The organism is Leptospira yanagawae serovar Saopaulo str. Sao Paulo = ATCC 700523, assembly GCF_000332475.2.
Lineage (GTDB): Bacteria > Spirochaetota > Leptospiria > Leptospirales > Leptospiraceae > Leptospira_A > Leptospira_A yanagawae.
In genome coordinates, this window is the sequence record NZ_AOGX02000024.1 from 234,722 (window position 1) to 258,567 (window position 23,846).

24 protein-coding genes and 2 tRNA genes are annotated in these 23,846 nt (G+C 39.5%); 4 read left to right on the plus strand and 22 right to left on the minus strand.

Annotated elements, in window-relative coordinates; translation table 11 throughout:
- Window position 1: 1 nt before the first annotated feature.
- The 16 genes from ggt to LEP1GSC202_RS12825 all read right to left on the minus strand — a co-directional run bounded on the left by ggt (window position 2) and on the right by LEP1GSC202_RS12825 (window position 13,631).
- Window positions 2–1,738 (minus strand): gamma-glutamyltransferase, encoded by a 1,737-nt coding sequence (ggt, locus tag LEP1GSC202_RS12750; protein WP_425256025.1) that lies wholly within the window; start codon window positions 1,736–1,738, stop codon window positions 2–4.
- Window positions 1,739–1,770: 32 nt separating this feature from the next.
- Window positions 1,771–2,094, minus strand: coding sequence for a metal-sulfur cluster assembly factor (locus LEP1GSC202_RS12755; RefSeq protein ID WP_015678234.1), 324 nt, complete (start codon window positions 2,092–2,094; stop codon window positions 1,771–1,773).
- On the minus strand, window positions 2,078–2,515 hold the full coding sequence (locus LEP1GSC202_RS12760; protein ID WP_015678153.1) for an iron-sulfur cluster assembly scaffold protein: 438 nt from the start codon (window positions 2,513–2,515) through the stop codon (window positions 2,078–2,080). Before LEP1GSC202_RS12760 ends, LEP1GSC202_RS12755 begins: the two co-directional genes overlap by 17 nt.
- Complete coding sequence (locus LEP1GSC202_RS12765; protein WP_015678383.1) at window positions 2,499–3,743, minus strand: cysteine desulfurase; 1,245 nt, start codon at window positions 3,741–3,743, stop codon at window positions 2,499–2,501. Before LEP1GSC202_RS12765 ends, LEP1GSC202_RS12760 begins: the two co-directional genes overlap by 17 nt.
- On the minus strand, window positions 3,740–4,054 hold the full coding sequence (locus LEP1GSC202_RS12770) for a Rieske (2Fe-2S) protein (RefSeq protein WP_039929049.1): 315 nt from the start codon (window positions 4,052–4,054) through the stop codon (window positions 3,740–3,742). The genes LEP1GSC202_RS12765 and LEP1GSC202_RS12770 overlap by 4 nt, the downstream gene beginning before the upstream one ends.
- Window positions 4,054–5,229: a SufD family Fe-S cluster assembly protein gene (locus LEP1GSC202_RS12775; protein ID WP_015678225.1), complete on the minus strand. Its 1,176-nt coding sequence runs from the start codon at window positions 5,227–5,229 to the stop codon at window positions 4,054–4,056. The genes LEP1GSC202_RS12770 and LEP1GSC202_RS12775 overlap by 1 nt, the downstream gene beginning before the upstream one ends.
- Window positions 5,226–5,978, minus strand: a complete 753-nt coding sequence (gene sufC, locus LEP1GSC202_RS12780; RefSeq protein ID WP_015678328.1) for a Fe-S cluster assembly ATPase SufC — start codon at window positions 5,976–5,978, stop codon at window positions 5,226–5,228. The genes LEP1GSC202_RS12775 and sufC overlap by 4 nt, the downstream gene beginning before the upstream one ends.
- A gap of 93 nt (window positions 5,979–6,071) precedes the next feature.
- Entirely contained in the window at window positions 6,072–7,310 is a 1,239-nt protein-coding gene (locus LEP1GSC202_RS12785; RefSeq protein WP_015678386.1) for an EAL domain-containing protein, read from the minus strand.
- 116 nt (window positions 7,311–7,426) lie between these two features.
- Complete coding sequence (locus LEP1GSC202_RS12790; protein WP_015678100.1) at window positions 7,427–8,710, minus strand: sugar phosphate nucleotidyltransferase; 1,284 nt, start codon at window positions 8,708–8,710, stop codon at window positions 7,427–7,429.
- Window positions 8,711–8,764: 54 nt separating this feature from the next.
- Entirely contained in the window at window positions 8,765–9,412 is a 648-nt protein-coding gene (gene purQ / locus LEP1GSC202_RS12795; RefSeq protein WP_015678243.1) for a phosphoribosylformylglycinamidine synthase subunit PurQ, read from the minus strand.
- Window positions 9,409–9,657, minus strand: a complete 249-nt coding sequence (gene purS, locus LEP1GSC202_RS12800) for a phosphoribosylformylglycinamidine synthase subunit PurS (RefSeq protein WP_039928992.1) — start codon at window positions 9,655–9,657, stop codon at window positions 9,409–9,411. Before purS ends, purQ begins: the two co-directional genes overlap by 4 nt.
- A complete protein-coding gene (locus LEP1GSC202_RS12805; protein ID WP_015678092.1) occupies window positions 9,639–10,496 on the minus strand; it encodes a phosphoribosylaminoimidazolesuccinocarboxamide synthase in 858 nt (285 codons plus the stop codon). Before LEP1GSC202_RS12805 ends, purS begins: the two co-directional genes overlap by 19 nt.
- On the minus strand, window positions 10,493–11,620 hold the full coding sequence (locus tag LEP1GSC202_RS12810; RefSeq protein WP_015678206.1) for a PP2C family protein-serine/threonine phosphatase: 1,128 nt from the start codon (window positions 11,618–11,620) through the stop codon (window positions 10,493–10,495). The genes LEP1GSC202_RS12805 and LEP1GSC202_RS12810 overlap by 4 nt, the downstream gene beginning before the upstream one ends.
- 6 nt (window positions 11,621–11,626) lie before the next feature.
- A complete protein-coding gene (gene ccsA, locus LEP1GSC202_RS12815) occupies window positions 11,627–12,325 on the minus strand; it encodes a cytochrome c biogenesis protein CcsA (RefSeq protein ID WP_015678355.1) in 699 nt (232 codons plus the stop codon).
- Window positions 12,326–12,379: 54 nt separating this feature from the next.
- Window positions 12,380–13,033 carry a heme exporter protein CcmB gene (locus tag LEP1GSC202_RS12820; protein ID WP_015678068.1) on the minus strand — a complete coding sequence of 218 codons (654 nt, stop codon included), beginning with the start codon at window positions 13,031–13,033 and terminating at the stop codon, window positions 12,380–12,382.
- Window positions 13,023–13,631, minus strand: coding sequence for an ABC transporter ATP-binding protein (locus LEP1GSC202_RS12825; RefSeq protein WP_015678002.1), 609 nt, complete (start codon window positions 13,629–13,631; stop codon window positions 13,023–13,025). The genes LEP1GSC202_RS12820 and LEP1GSC202_RS12825 overlap by 11 nt, the downstream gene beginning before the upstream one ends.
- An 8-nt stretch (window positions 13,632–13,639) precedes the next feature.
- Between LEP1GSC202_RS12825 and LEP1GSC202_RS12830 the strand changes: the two genes are divergently transcribed.
- A complete protein-coding gene (locus tag LEP1GSC202_RS12830) occupies window positions 13,640–14,656 on the plus strand; it encodes a tetratricopeptide repeat protein (protein ID WP_015678232.1) in 1,017 nt (338 codons plus the stop codon).
- On the opposite strand, the gene LEP1GSC202_RS12835 is transcribed toward LEP1GSC202_RS12830, so the two are convergent.
- Entirely contained in the window at window positions 14,611–15,399 is a 789-nt protein-coding gene (locus tag LEP1GSC202_RS12835; RefSeq protein ID WP_015678172.1) for an ABC transporter ATP-binding protein, read from the minus strand. The two genes, LEP1GSC202_RS12830 and LEP1GSC202_RS12835, sit on opposite strands and share 46 nt — an antisense overlap.
- A gap of 76 nt (window positions 15,400–15,475) precedes the next feature.
- On the opposite strand from LEP1GSC202_RS12835, the gene LEP1GSC202_RS12840 reads away from it, so the two are divergent.
- On the plus strand, window positions 15,476–16,375 hold the full coding sequence (locus tag LEP1GSC202_RS12840) for a hydroxymethylglutaryl-CoA lyase (protein WP_015678116.1): 900 nt from the start codon (window positions 15,476–15,478) through the stop codon (window positions 16,373–16,375).
- Window positions 16,365–17,261, plus strand: coding sequence for a TIGR02757 family protein (locus LEP1GSC202_RS19670; RefSeq protein WP_083930029.1), 897 nt, complete (start codon window positions 16,365–16,367; stop codon window positions 17,259–17,261). The genes LEP1GSC202_RS12840 and LEP1GSC202_RS19670 overlap by 11 nt, the downstream gene beginning before the upstream one ends.
- Here the strand turns inward: LEP1GSC202_RS19670 and LEP1GSC202_RS12850 are convergent.
- From LEP1GSC202_RS12850 to LEP1GSC202_RS12865, 4 genes are all read right to left on the minus strand, one after another.
- Window positions 17,221–17,295: transfer RNA gene (locus tag LEP1GSC202_RS12850), tRNA-Glu, on the minus strand. The genes LEP1GSC202_RS19670 and LEP1GSC202_RS12850 overlap by 41 nt on opposite strands.
- Window positions 17,296–17,335: 40 nt before the next feature.
- Window positions 17,336–17,408: transfer RNA gene (locus tag LEP1GSC202_RS12855), tRNA-Lys, on the minus strand.
- Window positions 17,409–17,486: 78 nt separating this feature from the next.
- Complete coding sequence (locus tag LEP1GSC202_RS12860; protein ID WP_015677991.1) at window positions 17,487–18,761, minus strand: adenylosuccinate synthase; 1,275 nt, start codon at window positions 18,759–18,761, stop codon at window positions 17,487–17,489.
- A 7-nt stretch (window positions 18,762–18,768) separates the two neighbouring features.
- The gene (locus LEP1GSC202_RS12865; protein WP_015678263.1) at window positions 18,769–19,794 is read right to left on the minus strand and encodes an ATP phosphoribosyltransferase regulatory subunit; all 1,026 of its coding nucleotides are present in this window, start codon (window positions 19,792–19,794) and stop codon (window positions 18,769–18,771) included.
- Window positions 19,795–19,916: 122 nt separating this feature from the next.
- On the opposite strand from LEP1GSC202_RS12865, the gene LEP1GSC202_RS12870 reads away from it, so the two are divergent.
- A complete protein-coding gene (locus LEP1GSC202_RS12870) occupies window positions 19,917–21,935 on the plus strand; it encodes a 1-acyl-sn-glycerol-3-phosphate acyltransferase (RefSeq protein ID WP_015677966.1) in 2,019 nt (672 codons plus the stop codon).
- On the opposite strand, the gene LEP1GSC202_RS12875 is transcribed toward LEP1GSC202_RS12870, so the two are convergent.
- The gene (locus LEP1GSC202_RS12875) at window positions 21,925–23,745 is read right to left on the minus strand and encodes a PAS domain-containing sensor histidine kinase (RefSeq protein ID WP_015678247.1); all 1,821 of its coding nucleotides are present in this window, start codon (window positions 23,743–23,745) and stop codon (window positions 21,925–21,927) included. The genes LEP1GSC202_RS12870 and LEP1GSC202_RS12875 overlap by 11 nt on opposite strands.
- Window positions 23,746–23,846 lie beyond the last annotated feature (101 nt).

Here is a 23,846-nt window from a genome sequence, read left to right on the forward strand (position 1 = left end):
ACTAAAAACCTAAAGGAACTCCTTCTCCTTTTGGATCAGAAACTCCGATCAGTTTGTCTCCTTCTTTCGACACAACGAATACCTTCGCCCTGTGCCTACCATATTGGACTTGGTAAAATGGGAGTTCAGTTTCAGGAAAATATCCTTTTAATTCAGGATCTAAAAATAATGTATCTGGTAGGAATTGGTGGTGGATCCGAGGAAAGGAAACACTTTCATATAAATTTCTTTTTTGGACCAAATAATGATACAAAACATTGAAAATAGAGGTGGGAATTTGAGAACCACCGGGCGCCCCAATCACAAGTTTTGTGGCACCATTTGTTTCGGTTAAGATGGTAGGGCTCATACTCGAAAGTGGTGTTTTTCCAGGTGCAATGGCATTGGCTTTAGAACCCACAAGTCCATACAAATTGGGAACTCCTGGTGCAATCGAAAAATCATCCATGGTATTATTCAAAACAAGGCCAGTTCCGGGTACCATTTGTACGGCACCAAAAATTCCATTGATCGACTGGGTGGAAGAAACTGCATTTCCATCCTTATCCATTACCGAGATATGAGTTGTGTTATAGGAATCTTTTGGTTCGTTTGTTTTGGGAATTGTTTTCCAATTGCCTGACACTACTTTCTTTTCAATTTCAGAAACCTCGTCTTGGATATAAGATTGTGAGGTGAGTTTGGATACGGGAACTTCCGTAAACCTGGGGTCACCACCAAAAACGGAACGGTCCCTGTAGGCAACTCGCATCGCTTCCGTGATTTGAATCGATTCCCCCACAAGGCCTTTTGGAAAGGACTTTCGTTTTGCCATCTCAGCTACCAGTTGCATCATAGTGACCAAATGGACCCCAGAACTCGGTGGTGGCATGGTCATCATTTGGTAACCCCAAAGGTTGGAAACGAAAGGTTCTGTTTGCTTCACTTGGTATTCCTTCCAATCTTCCTCCGTGATAAATCCATCAAAATTTTGATAGTATGAAGAAACTCGTTTGGTTGTTTCTCCGTCCGTCCATTCCTTCTCCTCATTTTCGGTAATCCGTTGTAAGGTTTCGAATAAGTCATTTTGAATGAGAAGTTCTCCTTCCCGAATGGGACGACTATCAATCCCAAAAACCTTTTGCATTTCAGGATTCATATTAGGCCAAACTTTAGTAATTGCATTCGCCAAATCCGCATAGACAGCAAATCCATTTTTCGCATAACGCATTGCAGGTGCCATCACTTCGACTAAAGATAATTTGCCATGCTGTTTTTGGATTTTTAAAATTCCTTGTACATTGCCTGGCACTCCTACACTAAAAGCACCCTTTAGAATTTTATCAGTATTCGGTGTTCCATCTGGATTGGTATAATAATTTGGAGTTCCTTTTTTGGGTGATCGTTCTCGAAAGTCATAGGCCCACTTCCCTTTTTTAGGAAGGTACAGAATCGCAAAACCACCACCAAATAATCCAGTGGATTGTGGCCTCAAAACAGAAATGGCAAAACTAGCAGCAGCAAATACATCCACAACATTCCCACCTTGTTTCCAAACCTCAACCCCTGCTTGAGACGCAAGAGGATGGTCCGTGGCAATCATAAACTCACGACCAATCAGTTCGTATCGATCTCTTTTTAGAATAGATCCTTGGATTTGTGGAAAGGAAGTTTCTTTATCGATTGATTTGTTTTTCGATTCCAGAAAACTTTGAATTGACTCACAACTAACAAACGATAGTTGAGAATAAATCAAAATGAAAATCGAACTTTTCTTAAATAAAAAAAACCTCAATCGAATATCCCCATTTGCATTTTTGCCTCTTCACTTGCCATTTGTCTTGGTTCCCATTTGGGATTCCATACCACTTGAACCACAACTTCATTGATCCCATCCACACGTAGGGCATGGTTTTCAATGTCCTGTTTCATTTGGGGACCAGCTGGGCAAGCAAGTGAGGTATATGTCATAGTGACTTCTGCTTTTTCCCCTTCCACTTTCACATCATAAATCAATCCCAATTCAACTAGGGAGATTCCAATTTCAGGGTCTTCGACAGAACGGATGCTATGATACACTTCCCATTCTTTTTCAGTTTCAGGTTCTCGGATCATGGTTTACCTCAATGATTTTTAATAGGGTTTGCCAAGGCAAAAGGGCACATCGGTGCCTACTTGGGTGTGACTTCACTGCTTCTAAAAAGGATAACTCTTCTAAATCCCCAAACAAGGAAGATTCCTTTCCTTCCAAGATTTTTTTTCGTTCCGTTAGGTAAGTAGGAATGGAACTGATTTCAAAATGGGTTTGGTTTTTGAATAAAAATCCTAACGCTGCGGAACAAATGGAACAAGATTCTCCCGCTACAGCAACAATTTGTAGTTTTTGGTTCCCTAATTCTTTATAATAGAGTTTCACCTCGTCGCCACAAAGGGGATTGAGGGAATACACCTCCGAAAGGGTTTCCTTCGGAATTTGCCAATTGGCATATGATTTCCATTTCAGAAAATCTACATATGATTTATTTTCTAACGACACGACCAAATATCGATTTCACTTTTCCAATGGAATGGACAAGCATATCTATATCTTCCTTAGTATTGTAAAAATAAAAAGAAGCACGGCAAGTTCCTGGAATTTGCAATTGTTTCATCAATGGTTGGCAACAGTGATGACCTACTCGGATCGCAACACCTTCCTCATCCAAAATGGAACCAACATCATGCGGATGGATTCCTTCCATTGTAAAGGAGACAACCCCACCTCGTTTCTCAAGATCCTCTGTTCCGTAAAGGGTCAAACCACCTATTTTTCTTAATTGGTCTAACGCATATTCGGTTAACATACGTTCGTGGTCTTTGATGTTTTTCATCCCTACTTTTTGTAAATAATCCAATGCATGTGAAAAACCAATGACACCTGCGATATTGGGAGTTCCTGCTTCTAACTTGGCTGGCAGTGCCGCATATGTAGAACTTTCTAATTCCACAGATTCGATCATATCACCACCACCTAACCAAGGTGGCATGGCCTCTAAAATCTCTTCCTTTCCGAATAAAACCCCAACACCGGTAGGACCCAACATCTTATGTGCCGAAAAGGCATAAAAATCAACATCCATATCAACCAAATGGATGGGCATATGGCAAGCAGCTTGTGCACCATCCACAAGGACTTTCGCTCCCACTTGTCTTGCACGATCAATGATTTTTGATAGGTCATGGACGGTACCAGTCACGTTTGACATTTGGCTAATCGCAACAATTTTGGTACGTTTGGTAATAATTTCGTTTAACTTTGATACGTCGTATGTTGTGTCTTCAAGGATAGGGATAAATTTCAGGAATGCTTTTTTTTCTTGCGCCAACATTTGCCAAGGAACCAAATTGGAATGGTGTTCTTGGACGGATAATACGATTTCATCCCCTTCTGATACATTAGCCCTTCCATACGTTTGTGCCACCAAATTGATGGCATCTGTTGTCCCCCGTGTGAAGATGATTGCCTTTGCACACTGTGCTTGGAAAAAATGAGAGGTTTTGATCCTTGTCCTTTCAAAAAGTTCCGTTGCATGTTGAGAAAGGTAATACACACCCCTATGGATGTTCGCATTTTCCTTCGCATAATATTCGTTTGTTGCCTGAATGACAGAATTTGGTTTTTGGGACGTGGCACCATTATCTAAGTACACAAGTGGTTTTCCATTGGGCATGGTTTGCGAAAGGATAGGAAAATCCAATCTCAGTTTGTAAGGATCCAAACTCATACTGACTCCAAATCCACTTCTAAATCATTCCCATTGACCTTTGTAGGAAATACTGTAAGTGGTTCTGTGGCAGGAAGTGCCAAAACACTTCCATCTCGAATGTCAAATTTTGCAAAATGGCGTGGGCAAGTGATCACACATCCTTCCAATTTTCCACAGGAAATTTCTTCCCCATCATGGGTACAAGAATCTTCAAAGGCATAATATTCATTTTCCCATTTGGTGACGGCAACAGAAAAATGCCTAGTTTTGATCACAGTCAACTTGCCATCTTCAATTTCCTGAATGGAGACTAATTTCTTAAACGCCATCATTTCCCTCCCACGAGAATGGTATGAATGGAAGATTCCAAGTTTTGTTTTGTTTCTTCATCGAATCCAATTGATTGGATGGTCTCCCCATAAAAAGCAGTCACAAGTAAAGATTTAGATTCTTCTGGAGAGAGTCCCCTAGACAATAAATAAAAGTACTGTTCTTCATCAATATCTCCAACCGTTGCACCGTGTGTGCAGGATACATCTTCCGCAAGCACTTCCAATTTAGGATTCGCCTCAGCCCTTGCTTTTTTATTTAGAGAAAGATTAAACGATTCCTGGTGTGCCACCACCTTTTTCAAATTAGGTGGAATGATCAAATTCCCTGTAAACACATGGTGGGATTTGTCCGTTACAATTGCTTTATAACTGATTTTACTTGTGGTATGGTCTGCATGGTGGTACATTTCCATATCCATATCTTTAAGGTTTCTCCTACCAATTGCAGACACACCATCCACAGTCACTTCCCCACCTTTCCCAAGTAGATGAGAAAGCAAAAACCATTTGGATCGGAATCCACCAAATGGAAAATGATGGAACCGAAGAGAAGCGTTTTCTTTTGCCAAAACCAATACAGATCGAAATTGAATGAGGTCTTCATCAAAATTTTCTTCATCCAAAATTTCAACTACCGAATCACTTTCGGCAATCAATACATCAAAGACAGATAAGAGATGAAGGTTTTCAGCTGTATGCCTTGTTTCTGTTTTCAATTGGATTTGGGTAGAACTACCCTTTGGCACATAAAAGATCCGGAAAAGAAACTTTGGTTCATCTCCAAACATCGATTCGGTTGCTAAATGGAATTTTCCATCACAAAGGAAAACAGAAATCTCGGAAGCCTTTAGAATGGATAGATAAACAAAATATTCTTTTGGTAAGTATTGTTTGATTGTATCTAAGATTTCTTTTTGTTTTGTTTCTGATAACAAAGGTTCGACATGTAAATTGGCTGAATCTTGGTTTTGCAATTCGATACCAATCTGTTTCTCTCTTGGATCAAACCCAAGTTCTTCCCACTGAATCGAACTGATTGGAAATTTACGGAAACTTTCTTCCTTTTCCGTAGGAAATGGAATCGTTTCCCAGTCTTTCTTCAATGATTGGCAGAATTCTTGTTTTAAAAATGATCGTATCGCAAATTGATTTGTTTTGAGTGAGGAATTCATTTGACCCCTTCTCTCTCCAAAATCCAATCGTATCCCACTTCTTCTAATTTGAGAGAAAGGTCCTTTCCTCCTGTCTCCAAAATCCTTCCGTCTGCAAAGACGTGTACAAAATCAGGAACAATATAATTCAACATCCTTTGGTAATGTGTGATGAGCAAAATGGATCTTTCAGGATTTCGATTTGCATTGATCCCTTCCGATACGATCCGAAGAGCATCAATGTCAAGGCCCGAATCAGTTTCATCTAAAATGGATAACACTGGTTTTAATAAACTCATTTGTAAAATTTCAGCCCGTTTTTTCTCTCCACCAGAGAAACCATCATTCACATAACGCCCAATAAATGACTGTGGAACTTCCAAAAGATCCATCGCTTGTTTTAATTCTTGTTTAAATTCTTTGACGGGAACTTCCTTCCCACGGTGAGCTTTGAGAATGGATTTTAAAAAATTGCCAATGGTCACACCAGGTAGTGCCGTTGGGTATTGGAAGGACAAAAAAAGACCAAGCCTTGCCCTCTCGTCCGTTGCCATTTTGAGAATTGATTGTCCACGAAAGAGGATGTCTCCTGATGTGACGGTGTATTTCGGATGGCCGAGGATTACATTCGAAAGGGTACTTTTCCCAGATCCATTGGGACCCATGATGGCATGGACTTCTCCTCTCCCGATGGTCAAATTGACCCCTCGGAGGATTTCTTTGTCTCCCACACTGGCATGCAGAGATTGTATTTCGAGAATTGCGGACAAGGTGGTATCCTGTTTTTATTTATTTAGAATGATTCTATTATATAGACGAATCCCTTCTACCAGGAAAATCGACCACTCAAAAAAAACAAGATTCTATTCCGACCAACTCACCTGTGCCACTAGGATCTTGCCTGCCATAAGAGAAAAGGTAAAGATTACGTATTGGTTTTGGTTCCCAATATCATACAATGGATAGGTCACTCCCCATTTTTTCCGGAATCGTTCTGACTCTTCTTTGTGTTTCAAAAAGTAAGGTTTCCAGGCATAATTATTGCCAATTTGTCTGGACCGCTCCAAATACCCACCATTCATTCGGTCCAAATCATACGTAGGTGTGATTTGGTAACCTTCTGCATCACAAACAAATACTTTTAAGATCTCACGAGGGAGAGAACTCAGGATTTGTCCAAAACGAAAAGGGAAATCCTCTTCACTGGAATCCGATAGTTCATAAAACAAATCTTGTAACTGGTCGATGATCTTTTGCTCGCGGATTCCTTTTTCCCTGAGTTCCCTCGAACGAACCCCTGAGAAGTTTTCCAAAACAGATTTCATTTTGTCTGAGAAGGTATTGCGATTTAAAAAATGAGGGTTCGGTGTCGAAAAATAATAGCCTTGGAGGAGATTGGCACCCATGGAAAGGGCAAGGTTTACCTCTTCCTCGGTTTCAATTCCCTCAAAGAGGAGTTGGCTTCCGAGTTTTTGGCTCATTTCAGAAATGGCACCAAGGACCTGTTTGAAGGAGTTTTTATTCAAACTCTCCCGCATGATCTTGATGTCCACTTTCATGATGTCGGGATGGAGGTAACCAATGCGTTCTAAATTGGAAAAACCAGTACCCAAATCATCGATAGCAATTTTTAAACCATAATCTCGAAAGATTTGTACAATTTGGATGAGCCGGTCAATGGATCCATCGAATTCATCTTCTGTGATTTCGATCACCACTTGGTTCCGATCAATCCCATAGGTTTCAATGAGTTGGATGATATGGAAATTTTCAGCAAAGAGATCGGTATGATGCACCCGCGAAAGGAAGTTTGGCATCATATTAAAAAATAATTTTGTACGGAGGTTACTTTCCTTTAAGGTTTGGACTGCCTTCTCCCGTAATATCCGATCAATATTGTAAACGGGAACGGGGTCTTGTTCCCTGTTGTGGAAGAGACCACCTAAGGACTTGTAGGTGTTTTCTTCAGGATTGAACTGCCTACCGAGTACCTCGTAAGCAGAAATAGAGCGATTGATGGCATTGACGATGGGTTGGAAATGAGGGACAAAATATGTCTCGTTCCAAAACTGGTTTCCTTCCGTTGATTCCGTTGTGAACATGGTTCCCTTTCTTCCAAGCTAAAAGGGTCTTCCAAACTGGCAAGAAAATTTCCACAATTTTGAAACAAAATAGACCCATTTATGACCTACAGAAATCATAATTGTGTCATTTTGACTTAAATGGAATACCCGTCTGGAATCGCAGAATGGCGAGGGACAACAATGATTCCGTCTCGGATCCGAATGTAATCATCTTCGTACTCTTGTAGGTTTTGTTCGTTTAACAGGCGAACATTGGCGCCAATGGCACAATCTTTGTCGACAATTGTCCGTCGTATTTCGCAGTTAGGTCCAATTCCAATCGGGATTTTTCCTGACTTACGATCAAAGTAACCGTAGTGGTCAAGACCCATGATGATGGAATCATAAATTTTGGTACCTGAAGCGATGAGTTGGCGCACTCCGATGATGGAACGGTGCACCTCACATTGGTTAAGAATGGTTCCTTCTGAGATCAAAGCTTGGTTCACAACCGCCTGATTGATCTTTGACGGAGGAAGTGCCCTCGCCCGTGTGTAAATTGGAGTTTTTTCTAGATATAAATTGAATTTGGGAATGTGGTCAGTTAACATCAAATTGGCTTCGTAGAATGCTTTAATGGTTCCTATGTCTTCCCAATAACCGTCGTAAGTATACGCTTTTACCTTTCGTTCTTTAATGGCCTTTGGCAAAATTTCCTTACCAAAGTCAGCCATTCCTCGGTCTTCCAATACATCGATTAACGTAGAGGTATTAAAGATATAAATCCCCATATTGGCTAAAAAAGATCCATTTTCTGTCCTACAGGATTCAACTTGCGATAGGTCTTGTGGTTTTTCGATAAATTCTTGAATGGTTCCCCCGATCCCTGCCTTCACAATGCCAAGCCCATAAATTTGGTCTTCTGGAATCGCATTGGTAGCCACAGAAATTTGTGTTTCGGGGTCCATCAAATGGCTTTGCATAAAATCCGCCAAATCCATGTTATACAGCTGGTCGCCAGAAAGGATGAGGACATATTTTGGTTTTTGCTCTCGGATATAAGGTAATACTTTTCTTACGGCATCTGCGGTTCCTTCAAACCAATTGGCACTGGAAACAGTTTGTTCTGCAGCAATGATTTCTACAAAACTCTTTTGGTGGATGTTATTTGTTGCGTACGTGCGGTTGATGTGGCGATTCAGCGAATACGAGTTAAACTGGGTGAGGATGAAGATTTTTTCAAATCCACTGTTCAGTGAATTGGAAATAGGGATATCAATCAATCGATACTTCCCACCAAAACTCACAGCAGGTTTTGATCTTTTTTCTGTTAGGGGCAAAAGCCTAGTTCCTTTTCCCCCACCTAGAATGATTGTAAGGACTTCATCTTTTTTGAGGATAAAATCCACACAGTCAATTGAGTCTTCTTGGAATCGCATACCTATCCTTATAAGGATATTTGACGAAAAAGCAAGAAAAGGAAATCGAAGATTCTAATTTTTTAAAAGAGCTTCTAAGATTTGTTTGCCATCCATTTTTCCTGTATAAGGATTCATGGCTCGTTCTGGATGTGGCATCATACCAAGAACATTTCCTTTTTCATTGCAGATCCCTGCGATGTCATGTAAAGAACCATTGGGATTTTCATTGTAACGAAATACCACTTGGCCATTTTTTTCTAATCGTTCTAAAGTTTCTGCATCCGCAAAGTAAGCACCTTCGCCGTGAGCGATTGGGATGGAAAGGTTACCATTCATTTTTTTCGCAAACGCATTTTCTTTGACAGGAACAAGCTCCACATCTTTGCAAATGTATTTAAGAGTGCGATTGTGTAAAAGTGCACCAGGCAAAAGTCCTGATTCCGTCAGAATTTGGAATCCATTGCAAACACCGAGCACCTTTCCTCCTTTGTTTGCATACTTCACCACTGATTCCATGGAGGGACTAAATTTCGCCATGGCACCACAACGCAAGTAATCTCCAAAAGAAAATCCACCTGGCAATACAACAAGATCCGGCACATCATCAAAGGACTCTTTGTACCAAGTGTAGTTGACATCGGCTTGAAAGGTTTCCTGTAATACAGTTCCTACATCTTTATCACAGTTGGAACCAGGAAAGGTGACAACTCGCACTTTCATTGTGACTCTACCACCAATTTGTAGGTTTCGATCACTTGGTTTACGAGTACTGATTCACAAATTTCTTTGGCAATTGTTTCTGCTTCTTTTAAGGAAGAGGCATTCAATTTGATTTCAATGTACTTTCCAACACGTAAATCTTGGATTTGCCCCTTCCCTTGGTCATGGAGGGTACGGAGCACGGTTTGTCCTTGCGGGTCTAGGACTGATTCTTTTAGGGTGACATTTATTTTTGCGACAAACATAAGTTGATTTTCTCTTCCAATTCCAAGTATTTTTTACGTAGTTCCAGGATCAAGGATTCGGGAAGTTTGGGAGGTGGTGGATTTTTATCCCAAGATGTGGATTCGAGCCAATTTCGTAGGATTTGTTTGTCGAAACTTGCAGGAGTTTTTCCCAAAACATAAGTGGAGGCATCCCAATACCGAGATGAATCCGGGGTTAAAATTTCATCAATGAGAATCGGTTCCCCATCCAAAAGTCCAAATTCAAATTTTGTATCACAAAGGAGGATACCCTGTGTTGCCATCAAACGATGGGCTTCTGTGTACAAATGTAAGGAAATTTTTTTCACCTTTTGGAATAAGGCTGTGCCCACTTCTTTTTCCATCGTGGCTTCACTCACATTTTCGTCGTGACCCGAATCATTTTTTCGAGCAGGTGTGAAAATCGGTGTGGGAAATTGGTAGGATTCTTGGATCCCTTTGGGATAAGGTGTTTCAGCAATGGTCCCGGATTGTAAGTATTCCTTCCAAGCGGAACCTGTCAAATACCCACGAACCACACATTCAAAATCAATGCGTTTTGCCTTTTTGACAAGGACGGAACGACCCACAACTGCATCGTGGTTTTGGTAGGGTGTGGGAAATTGATTTGGATCATCTGTGACCAGGTGGTTTGGTATTTCATGAAAGTATCGGAACCATTTTGTGGAAATTCGAGTGAGGATTTTTCCTTTGTCTTCTACAGGTTCAGAAAATACGACATCGAAAGCCGAAATTCGATCAGTTGCTACAAGTAATAACTCATTGCCCAGATCATAAACATCTCTCACCTTTCCCTTGTAATGTGGACTTGGAATCATAATTGGATACACACCATTGCCATATCGTCACTCGGAGTGGATGAACCACAAAACTCTAATATTTTATTTTGAACCGTTGGTAAAATATCATTACCCGACTTAACGGAAGAATGAAAAATCTCTTTCATCCCGTCTTCCGTTATATATTCCAATTTGGAATTCATTGCTTCGCTTGCACCATCAGTATACATAAAAAACTTGGATCCTGTTTTCAAAGAAATGGATTGCACCTCATCATTGGCCACCATATTGATCCCCATGATCATTGGACTCATACCCTTTAATAGTTTTGTTTCCCCATCCATAAATACAATTGGAGCCGGATGTCCACCATTGATATAGGAAAGATTTAATTCTTGGTCTATGATCGCATAACAAAACGTAATCGCATAATCTTCAGGCAGAACCAATTCCATATTTTTACGTAAATGGGATACTCGTTCTTTTAGTCCCATATTGGGAACCAAATTGAATAATTGCATTTTGAACATGGCTCCTATGAGAGCTGCACTTGGGCCATGACCCGAACAGTCTGCAATCACAATATGAAGTTTTTTCTCTTCAATCCATGTATCTACAAAATCGCCACCGATTTGTAAGTAAGGATGAAATAATGTTTGGGCCTTGATTCCATTCCAAATAAAACTTTTTTCGGGGATGAGTTGGTCTTGTACGCGACGAGCTGTTTGTAATTCTTTTTCGTATTTACTTTTTTGTTGGTAGAGTTCGTCTTGTAAGTCTTTTAATCGAATCACAGAATGGATTTTGGCAACCAATTCACGTTTGTTAAACGGTTTGTTGATAAAATCATCCCCACCATTTTTCATTGCTTCTTGGAAACCCACTTCTCGTTCGATGGAAGTGATGAATAAAATTGGCAATAGTTTGAATTGGTCCATATCACGGAGTTCCCGACAAAAGGAAAAACCATCCTGGACAGGCATATTCACATCCAAAAGTAAGGTATCAATCCGAGTATTGAGTAAAACCAACCGAGCTTCTTCTGCAGAATACGCAGTATAAGTTTTAAACCCTTCTTGTAATAATAGGTATTTGAGAAGTTCCACATTTTCGGGGACATCATCAACTATCAGAATGGTATGTTGTGTTTCCGTTTGGCCCATTAGGATTTAGTCCATCTCAGCACGAAGGCTGTGTTTTAATTCCTGAAGTTTTTCATTGCGATTGGAAACTAAAAACAAAATCAGAAACAAAAAATGATACGCAAGCACCCCTAACCAAAGGGTTCGTTTCATATCTGAATCCATTCCCCCTTTGCCAAGCACACTTCCTGGATGATTTCCAGGATTTTCAATCCAACGAATGGCTCCCCATGTGAGAACAGCACTGATGGCACAGAGTACAGAAAGATAAGCAGATAAAATTGCCTTTTTTTTTCGGGAAGGAACCAGATAACGAAAGATAAAATAACTGAGTAAAGACAAACAAAGGATAAAAAAGGATTGTAACCTAGCATCTGTTTTGTCCCAAGGGACTCCCCAAGCACTATAAGCCCAAATGGGACCTGAGAACAAAACACCTACGGCAAACACAAAAGCCAGTTGGTTTGCCGTAAAGGCAAGCCTATCCCAAAGTAAATTTTTTTGAAACAAATACACAAGGGAAAACACAAAAGAAAGCAAAGGACCGTATAACGCGACCCAAGCGACAGGTACATGAAGGTAAAATATTCGATGGCTTAGTCCCTGCTCCAAAATCACATTCGGATATAGGATGGAAACAAATACTGCAATCACTAACGAAAAACAGACTACCAAATAAAACACGAAGTCAAAGGCGGGGTGTAATAATTGTATCTTACGTTCCATTTTTTTCCAGATTTTCAGAAAGGAAAAGAAATTCTAGGAGAAAATGGAATCCCACTACTCATTCTTTAAGGTTTCTACCATAATCGATCCGAGTGTTGCGTAAAACAAAAGGAAAAACAACAAAAGACCGACAGATGGGATGTAAAATCCAACTTCCACCCAATACCGATTTTCGGCTTCCAAACCAAATAAAAACAATGGGATCGAAAACGGTAATTGTAACAGAGGGATGATGATTTCTTTGAGCCGGCTCTCAAAGGCAATGATCCCAAGGGATACACCCAAAAATACCAAACATCCACTCCCTAAACTCGCAAAGAGCCATTCCCCAAATCCTCTGTCCAAACTCATATTTTGAAAGAATACGGAAAGTATAAGGACAAGAAACGCATTGACAAGGATCGTACAAAACCAAATGGTCAGGGACTTACTTACATACAAAGCAGTGGGACTCACGTAAGCGAGACTTGCTTCCCAACCCATCGATTCTCGTTCTTCCCAAAGGCTTTGGCTCACGATCACAAAATTTAAAAGAAAAATGATGGCCCACTTGAGTCCACGGATACTCCGTGCAGACAAAACCTCATTCACTTCGATGGAAGTATAAAAAATAAAAACAACCGAAACACTGAGGGTAAAAAGAGAGACAATTCCCCCGAGGGATCTGCCGATCAGGAAAAAATCTTTTTTTAATAAATTAAGAAACAATGATTTTCCCCTGCTTGATGAGAATTTGACCTGTACATTCTAATCCTTTTGGAACGGAATGCAGAACAATGAGAATCAATTTATTCTGTTTCTCTTCGTTTAGAATTCCACTAAGGACTTCTGATGATTCACTATCAAGTCCTGTATAGGGTTCATCAAATAATATGATATCGGCAGAAGATAATAGTACTCTCATGATGGCGACTTTTTGTTTCATCCCACGAGAATACAAATGAATAGGATCAAGTTTCCTTTTTTCCAAACGAAATCGTTTTATCAGTTCTTCTTTACGTCCTGCAGTGGGAACTGCATCCAAAGTCTCAAAATAATTTAAGTTTTCATCTAAATTGAGAGAGGAATAAAAACCGAGTTCATGGCCAAGGTAGGCTATTTTCTTTTTGCCTTCCGGCCAAATCCAATGAGGAGATATTTTAGAATCATGGTATATTTTTTTTAGTAAAGTGGATTTACCTGCTCCATTTTCCCCGAGGACTGCGTACATCCCTCTTTCAAAAAAACGAAGATTCACCTCTCTCAAAAGGGTTTTTTCGCCGACAGTAATAGTGAGGCCTTTTGTCTCTAAAATGGTTCGGTCCATTCTTCACCATGTTTCACCACCTATTCACATTCGCACTTCTGTTTTTATTTCCGACACTGGTTTGGGGCCAAAAACTAATCGGGAACAAAGAATACCCTGAATTGCTTTGGGGTAAGGATGAAGAATTTGATACCTCTGATTTTCCCAATGGTTCTTTCATTTACCATAAAGATGACTTTATCTTAGCTCGTGGAAAATTGTACCAAGGGGAGCCTCCAAAGTCGAATGGGAGTTTTACTTACGGTACAGAAACCATCACAAACTCAGGCAAATGGAATAACGATACCATTGACATCCTACTCAATGGGAAACCGAACATGCGCAGTGAAGTGATCAAACGTCTCGAAGCTGGAATCCGTTTTGACCCCCAATTTTTTCCGTTCCGATACAATTTGGGACGATTGTATTCGTTAGAAATGAAGTATGAAAAAGCCCTTGTTGAATTTGAATATGCAAAAGCAGAAATGCCAGACTATTACAAAACCTATTTGCATATAGGAATTTTATCAGAGATCACGAGGCAAATTTATTATGCCATCATGAATTATAAATTGGCAGTTGAAAAAAATCCTTATGATACGGAGGCACTCATCCGGCTTGCAGACCATTATTTGGAAACAGGTTTAAAAAACAGAGCCCTACTGTATTTAAACAAAGCCTTAAAAATTGAAGAAGAAAGTCCTAATGTCAAACTTGGGTTTGCCCGACTGGAAATGGAAAAAGGAAATTATCATATCGCTTATAAAATTTTTAACCGAACCAGTTTGACCACAGGGGAAGGAAAATTAAAACCTTACGATAAAAAATTCCACTATTACTTTGCAGAAACCGCATCCAAAGTGACTGACTATGAAACAGCCGAAGAACAGTACACAAAGATGTTGACTTTTACCAATGATCCTTTTTTCGCAACAGTATCTTCCAAGGTGATTGCAAGGAGAAGAGATATTGCAAAAAAATTCGCAGAAGCAAAACGTACTCAGTTGGATGATTCCGAAGAAGAAGTGGCTCCACCAAACGAATGAGATCTGGCTCTTATCAGTTCTTGTAATAGTTTAGATTTCGGATTTTTTAAAATTTCTTTTGGATTTCCAGATTCTGTGATTTGCCCATCCTCTAAAACAAAAACTGTATCACACATATAAGTTAAAAAACCAATATCATGAGAGACTATGAACATACCCAATTGATTTGTCCGATTCCTTTCTTTTAATTCTTCTGCGATTTTTTTTTGGACAAGAACGTCCAAAGCAGTCACTGGTTCATCTAACAATAGATATTCTGGATTTGCGAGTAATGCCCGAATGATGGCAAATCTTTGCAATTGACCGCCACTTAACTCTTGTTTGGTTTTATATAAAAATTCCTTTTGCAATCCAAAAGAATGGCTTATGTTTTCTAATTTTTGCCATTCTTCCATTTTTTCATTTCGAGTAAAAATAAACTTTTTTTGGATGCGAATGGGTTCGAGTAATAACTCCCCAATGTTTCCAAAAGGAGAAAAACTTCCAAAGGGATCTTGGAATACAGGTTGGAGGATAGGATGTGGTGTTTTACCAAGTGGATATCCATTCCAATCAATTTGGCCCTCCCATTTGTATCCGTCTCCAGCAGATAGGAGACCTAAGGCCAAACGAAAGAGAGTGGATTTTCCAGATCCAGACCTACCGACAAGACCTGTGATTTGATTAGTGTTTGCTTGCAAAGAAATTCTATTTAAGAGTTTCCTTTGCCCAATGGATACAGATAGATTTTTAATCGTAAACATATCTTTCTTTTGATAAAATCATTGCATTCTAAATTTCCCAGACAAGTGTAAGGGTAGGATTAAGGAGAGGGAACGATTGGAAACGATAAAAATCACAGAAGTGGGACCAAGAGATGGATTACAAAATGAAAAAACCATCCTTTCCACTCAGGATAAATTTGAATTCGTAACTCGTCTAGTAGAATCTGGTGCCAAACACATTGAACTCACTTCCTTTGTCAGAAAGGATCGTATCCCACAAATGGGTGATGCTTCCGAACTTGCTGCAATGGTTTTGCCTAAGTTTGGATCCCAGGTCCAATTTTCTTGCCTCACACCAAATCCAAAAGGATATGAAGCAGCCCTTACTTCTGGTTTTAAAGAAGTAGCTGTGTTCACTGCCACCTCTGAATCCTTTACTAAGAAAAATATCAATATGACGGTCTTAGAAAGTTTTTCATCCTTCCAACCAATTTTTGATAATGCCAATCGAGATGGAATCAAAGTAAGAGGTTATATCTCCACTGTTGTTTCTTGTCCCTATGAAGGAAAAATCAAACCATCAAAAACACTAGAAGTCGCAGAACGGCTATTAGAAGCGGGGGCCTACGAAATATCTTTAGGAGAGACCATTGGTGTGGCAGTTCCTACTGAAATCGAAGCCTTACTTGAAGTGATTCTAAAGAAAATCCCAAGCTCTTTGATCAATTGCCATTTTCATGATACTTATGGAATGGCCATTGCCAATATTAAACAAGCACTGACAATGGGGATTCGTAGTTTTGATAGTTCGGCAGGTGGGCTTGGTGGTTGCCCCTATGCAAAAGGAGCCGCAGGGAATGTTGCGACAGAGGATCTGGTATATTTTTTAACAAAGGAAGGGTATGAAACTGGTATCAATTTGGATTCACTAGTCAAGGTGAGCCAATTGATGGAAACCAAACTCAATAGAAATTTGAATTCCCGAACCTACATTGCTAAAAAAAATGTTGGATGAAGTATCGATACTTAAAACCAAACTTCACCAATTAATCAACAAATACAAACACATATCTTTTTTAGAAACTGACCCAATTTGTTTTCCAAAACGATACAATGATCCTCTCGACATTGAAATCGTATCCCTAATCTCATGTCTTTTTGCTTATGGGAATGTGAAAAACATTCAAAATTTTTTAAATCCAATCTTCCAATCAATGGGTGAATCACCATTTGAATTCCTAAGGAATCGTAAAACCTCCTTTTCCAATTTCTTTAAAAATACGAAAGGGTATCGTTTCCAAACGAAAGAGGATTTGGTTGTCTTTTTTGACACATTACAACGAATCCTTGGTGAAAAAAACAAATCTTCACCTGTTTTTGAATCCTTCTTTTTAGATCCAAATGGAAACTTTGATCAAAGTACTTCCATCCAAAACTTTCAAAAACTTTTTGAAACAGAGTTACTGACTACTGCAAAAACAAAAGTACTAAGCTACGGATTACAATTTTTAATCGGTAAATCGAAATCCAAATCACCAAAAAAAAGAATTTCTCTTTTTTTACGTTGGATGGTCCGCAAACACTACCCTGATTTTGGTTTGTATCATAAAATCAAACCCAATGAAATCCCCTATCCCATGGATGTTCACATCCAAAAACTAATTAAGATTTTAGGCATTCATCACAAAAAACAAATCCAATTAGATGATGCTTACGAGCTTACCGAATTTTTTAAGAAGATTAACTCCGCAGATCCTTTGTTATACGACTTTTATTTGACTCGCGTTGGTATCATCAACCGATGTAAAGGAAGATTTGAGGAGAAAATTTGTAATACTTGTGAGTTGAATGAGGCTTGTTTGGTAGTGCCACGGGGAATTGAACCCCGATTGCAAGGATGAAAACCTTGTGTCCTAACCATTAGACGATGGCACCGTTTTTTGAACGAACTAAGAGTTCATCGAACTCTCATTTTTGAGTCGTCGGGGATTCGAACCCCGGACCCATTCCTTAAAAGGGAATTGCTCTACCAGCTGAGCTAACGACTCGTTCTGTAGCCAAGAATATCGAACCACCTTTCTCGGTCAACAACTACTTAAAAAAAAGATTCGGAACTCCTCTTTTTTTTAATCCATAATGATCGTGTGGTCACGATCAGGTCCTGTGGAAACAATTCCAATTTTTGTTTTCACTAACTCTTGCAAAGACTTGATGTAAGACTGACAGAGGCTTGGAAGTTTTGCAAACGAGTTGATACCTGAGATATCATCCTTCCATCCTTTAAACTCAGCAAACAACGGTTTGACGTCTTCCAACCCTTGTGATGGGAAAAAATCTAATTTTTTACCTTTGTATTCATAACCGATTACTACAGGGATGGAATCATAATGACTGAGAACGTCAATTTTTGTTAAAACAAGTGAATTGATTCCGTTAACAGTTACAGCATGTTTGATCATTTGCACATCAAACCAACCACAACGTCTTGGCCGACCAGTAGTAGAGCCGTATTCTCCACCTAACTTCCGTAGCACGTCACCCGCTTCCCCTAAAATTTCAGATGGGAAAGGTCCTTCTCCCACCCGAGTGGCGTATGCTTTGGTAATACCAATCACATCTTGTAAATACCGAAAACTGACTCCCGATCCAGCAAGTGCACCACCAGTGGTTGGATTGGAACTGGTTACATAAGGATAAGTTCCAAAATCGATATCAAGCCCTGTCCCTTGCGCCCCTTCGAGTAAAACCCTTTTTCCCTTTTCTAATTCAGAGTTGAGGTAATATACCGTGTTAATGATATTTTTTCCCATTTTATCCGCAAAATCCAAGAGGAAATCATACATTTCGTTTGGATTCACGGGTTCTAAATCATAATACTTCACCAACTCTTGGTTTTTCACTTCCAAGATGTGATTTAGTTTTCGTTTTAAATTGTCTTTATCGAGAAGATCCCCTGCACGTACGCCGTTTCGAAGCATTTTGTCTGCATAACACATCCCGATTCCTTTTTTGGTGGTACCTATTTTTCGTTCAGGAGAAGAACCTGCTTCTCTTGCTTCATCAATCAAACGGTGGTAAGGGAGTAAAATATGGCAAGAATCACTGATAAGAACTTTGTCCTTCACTCGGAAGCCATGGGTTTCCAAATCAGCACATTCTTTTAAAAAATATTCAGGATCAAGAACGACTCCATTCCCGATCACACAAGTGGTATTATCATAGATGATTCCAGAAGGAACCAAATGAAAGATGTATTTTTTTCCACCAACAACAACAGTATGACCAGCATTGGCACCACCTTGGTACCGAACAATGATATCAGTATCTTTTGAAAGGTAATCAATTACTTTTGCCTTTCCTTCATCACCCCACTGGGCTCCAACAACTAAATTTGCAGGCATAATTTCCTCATTTTTCCTTATTTATCAATACTTCAATAGAATCCAAATGGAGCGCAAATCCACATGCGTCTTTTGGAATTCCAGTAAAACTTGCATACAATTCATTATAAACACCACCAGCGAATACTGGTTCAGGATCTTGTTCTACATACCCTTGGAACATAAAACCAGTGTAATACGATAAATCTCTTACCAGGGAAGGATCCCATATACAGGATATCGATGCCATTTGTTTGTTCCAAACATCAAAAAACGAAGTGATCGCTTTTAAATCCTCTTGAATTATGAGGATTTCATTTTTAGTCAAAACTTTATCCAAACGATTTATAAATGTTTGGATCTCACTAGAAGGAATTGGTTTTAACAATAAATGAATGATTTCCATATGAGAATCACTTGTATTCTCACGTGCCGCAAGTGACAAAAGTTCTGGAATGTTTTTTGTGTATAAAAACTGTCGTAAAACTTTTGTTTGTTCCTCATTCCATCCAAGAATTTGTAAGAGTGAACGAAAAAATGAGGAATGACCAAACACGATCGTAAATGATTTATTTGGTAAGGTATTCTTCCAAAGTTTTTGTAAAATTTGGATTTGGGAAATTAAGTGATTGGTATCACTTTTTCCTAGGCTTTCGACCCCAATTTGTAATACCTCTCGGCGTGAAGCGTTCCGTTTTTTATGGTCTCTGATTTTTTTAGCAAAGTAGTATACGTTTTGGTTTTCTTCCCAATGGGACCTTGCCGCCATCCCTTTTACCACTTGTAAGGTGAGATCTACGCCAGGCGATAATTCATTTCCATCCCAGTCTTTTGCGACGAGTAAACTCTCGACACCTTCCTGCAACTGCGAACGAAACGAATTCGAATAATCAAAACTAGGCAAAGTGATTTCAGAATACCCTTCTCTTTCAAAGAGTTCTGAAAATGTTTGTAGTAAAATTCGCCGGTTTTTACTTTCTTCTGGTCCTAAAAAATGAAATCCATCAGGAATCCATTTTTGTTCCGAGGAAATTGATTTGTTTTTTTGATTCATACCGGGATCTCGATCACCCAAGAAGTCAGGTTAGAGAAATCCAGGATTTACGCAATCAAATGTAAAAATCGAATAGACAAATCGAAACTTTTCAGTACGCTGATGTCGGTTTAGAGGCATACATGACAGAAAAAGAAGCCACTTTGGGACGTTGGCACAAAGAATTTTTTGAAAACATTCACTTATTTGTAAAATCCGGTCTTTCGGAATTAGAAGCAAAATCCATTTTAGAGGAATTCTTAGTTCTATCACAAGCCACACCCAAACCGAAGGTGATGGAAATCTTCCAGGAACCAGAACGATTAGAAGAAATCGGTGTCTACACCGACATTCGTCCAGAACCTCGGGATTTTATGCTCAAATTCCTCGATCCCATCATGAAGAAATTCAAAGTGGAAGGAACAGAAAATCTAAAACTCCTCGATGGCATCATCGGCAAATACCCTGTCACACTGATCTCCAACCACTTAAGCCATTTGGACGCCCCTGCCATTTTTACTCTGCTTTATAATTCTGGTCCCGAGGGTCGTAAAATTGCGGAATCCCTAGTCTTCATTGCAGGCCGCCTCGCCTTCGAACCAGACTTCACACGACTTGGACTTTATATGTTTGGGACTTTACTTGTATGTTCCAAAAAGGACATGGCAGACAACCCATCTCTTTCCGATGTGATGACAAAAATCAATATGCGTGCCTTCCGTAACTCCCAGAAACTACAGTCCGACGGAAAGGTCATCTCCATCTTCCCAGAAGGTACAAGGTCAAGAGATGGAAGGCTTATGCCATTTGTGGACACAGTGTACCATTATGTTGCAAATAAAGTCATATTACCAATCTCACTCGAAGGAACGGAAAAAATCCTTCCGATCGAAGGACTACTTTTCAACCAAGCGGTAGGAAAACTAGTCATCGGCAAACCTGTGCTTGTTGGTGAATTAACAAAAAAGGAAATGGAAAGTTTTCCTTCTCACATCGAACAAATTTCCTTTCCTGGAACTGGTGACAAAAAACAGTTCATCATCGATAATTTAGCCCTACTTGTAGGCAGTAATCTCAACAAACACAAACATGGAACCTATCGAAACTTGTATAAGGGTGATGTTAGGGAAACAAACCAACTGATCTCCCTGCCAAAAAAACCTGACGAACACGTAGTGATCATTGGTTCTTCTAACATGTCAGTGGCTTTCGCTTGTATCCTAGCAAATAAAAATGTGAAAGTTACCATCTACCACCCTGATTCAGAAATGGTAACTCGTAGCAATGAAGAAAGGCGAGATATCATCCACTATCCCATCTATAAACTCCCACCAAATATAGAGTTTTCGGATAACCCAGATGTCTTAGAATCTGCTACACTATTTGTGCAAGGAACAAACCCATGGGAATTTGATGCGGTTTATTCCAAAATCAGAACCTACTTACAAAAAAACAAATCCCCTATGGTGAATGTGATCAAAGGATTCACTGGTTCCAAAAAGGGTCTCATTCTAGAAGACTTAAATGAACTGTTACTCATCGAAAGGGATCGTTTGGCAGTCGTATCAGGTGCATGTTACCCTGACCAAATCATGGAACGGAAAATTTCCGGTTTTGAAATTTCAGCATTTGAGGATTCACTCATCCCAAAACTGAAAGAACTCCTGACCAATAATTATGTATTTACAAGGCCTGCCATCAATTCTAGGGATACCAAAGGAGTACAGTTAGGTGGTGCATTGAAAACTATTTATGCACTTGCGATGGGACTCGTAGAAGGTTATTTCAAACGTGAGTTAGGTGGAAATGTGGACAATACCCTTTTTCATTTGAGTAACCGATTTTTTAATGAAATGGTTTCCATTGGAGTATTACTTGGTGGAGATCCTACTACCTTTAACGGTTTGTCGGGTATGACCGATTTTATGTTAGCATGTTTTGGATCGGACACAAGGGACCGTAAGTATGGCTATGACCTTGCATATGGCACAAGGCCTGAAAAAATCACCAATGGATTTTATGGGTTAAAGGTATTACCGAACCTCATCCAACTCGATGAAAAACGCCATCCTATTGTTGCATCTGCATACAAAACAGTCATCCAAAACGAAGATTTTGATCTCGTTGCTGAAGAATTACAAAAACAGTTGGCTAGAGTTTAGGGATCGAAACGATAAAAACGGTATGGCCAGGTTCGGAAAAAAAACGAATTTGGCCTTTGTGCCTTTCTTCCACTGATTGTTTCACAATCCCAAGCCCAAGTCCCGTACCTTCCCCTTTTTCTTTTGTGGTATAAAAAGGTTCAAAAATTCGTTTTTGGATCGAAGTGGGTATCCCTGGTCCATTGTCTTTGATCGAAACCTCCACATCAGTATTGGTTTCTTCCACCTGCACAGTTAGTTTTCCTTTGAAGTGCATCGCCTGTAGGGCATTATAAATTAAGTTGGTCCAAATTTGAATGAGTTCATCTGGGTAACCTGGAATCACCGGATTTGCATTGTACAAACGAATGCATTCTATCCCTGATTTCATTTTGTTTTGGTATAGAGTGAGAACGGTTTCAATGGTTTCCACAATATTGGTTGGCATTTTTGCAGATCCTCTATCCATCCTTCCATAATTTTTCAAACTATATACAATTTTAGAGGTTCTTTCTACAGCCAAACGAATGGATTCAATACTTCGCAATGCATGGAGTTCATTCAATATGATACTTAGAATCGGTGTGTTTTTTAGTTTCTCAATGAAATTCGTATTCTCTAATATATAATCAGATACTCCCAAATCGACGATACGATCTGCCAAATCATAAGGTGAATCGATACTAGCGGAACTAAACAGTGATTCTAAATTTTTTTTAATTTTACGAGTCTCCGAAAAACTATGAGTTTTTGGTTTCACCTTGAAGAGTTCTGAAATCCAACGGATGATTTCTTCGGCATCTGCATTCGAATACTTCCCCATACATTCTCTGATTTCCATAAGCCTAACACCAAAATCACCTAAACGATTTTGTAATTGTTCACTGAAAGCAGAAATCGCCGCGAGTGGGTTGTTGATTTCATGAGCAACACTCGCCACAAGTTGCCCGAGGGTGGCCATTTTTTCAGAAAGTATCAATTGGTCTTGGGTTTTTTGAAGGTCATCTAAAATACGATTCAGTTCTTTCGTTCGCTCTTTTACTGCAAACTCTAAAGCTTCTTTGTTTTGTTTGGCTTCTGTGATATCGATTAAGATAGCAAGTAACGTAACCCTACCATCATGGTTCAGGAGAGTATTTCCCGATACCACGTGCCGAATTTCACCTGATTTCATGCGGATACTGGCTTCCATTCCCGTACTCCAACCTTTTTTTTGGACTTCCGCCATCAACCGGGCTCTGTCCAATTTGGTGATCCATATATTTAAATCGTGAGAAGTACGACCAATGATTTCCTCTCGACTAAATCCAATTAAGCGGCAATATGCTTCGTTTACATCATCGTATCTTCCCGTTTCCGCGTTGGATAAACTGACAGCAGCGGGATTCAATCGAAAGACACTCTCAAATAATTCTTTACTGATTTTTAATTCTTTTTGTAGGGCATTTGCCAAGTTCTCTTTCTCTTTTAAAGCAGTTATATTTTGCCCTGCACTGAGTAAGTACTTTCCACCCTCTACAATTTTACCACTAAATAGAATTGTAACCGTTTCCCCCGTTTTGGTCACAAGAGGGACTTCAAAGTTCAATACAAATCCATCTGTTTTCAATTTGGAAAGGATCACATCGCGATAGGATAAATTGGAATAAATCCCTAAATCAATCGTGGTTTTCCCGATTACCTCTTCCCTGTTTCGCCCGAGCCACTTGCAATACACTTCATTTGCTTCCACGTAAAGTCCTGTTTGCAAATCCGTGATGGCCATACCAATTGGACTTTCGGAAAAACTGGTGAACCAGATACGGTCTGAGATAGGAAGAGAGGATTCCATAGATTTCGGAGGTTAAACGATATAGGAAGTACGGAGGAAGGCAATAAAAAAACCTACCTAAGATTTCCCTTAAGTAGGTTTTTATAGCAAAGAATTCGTGT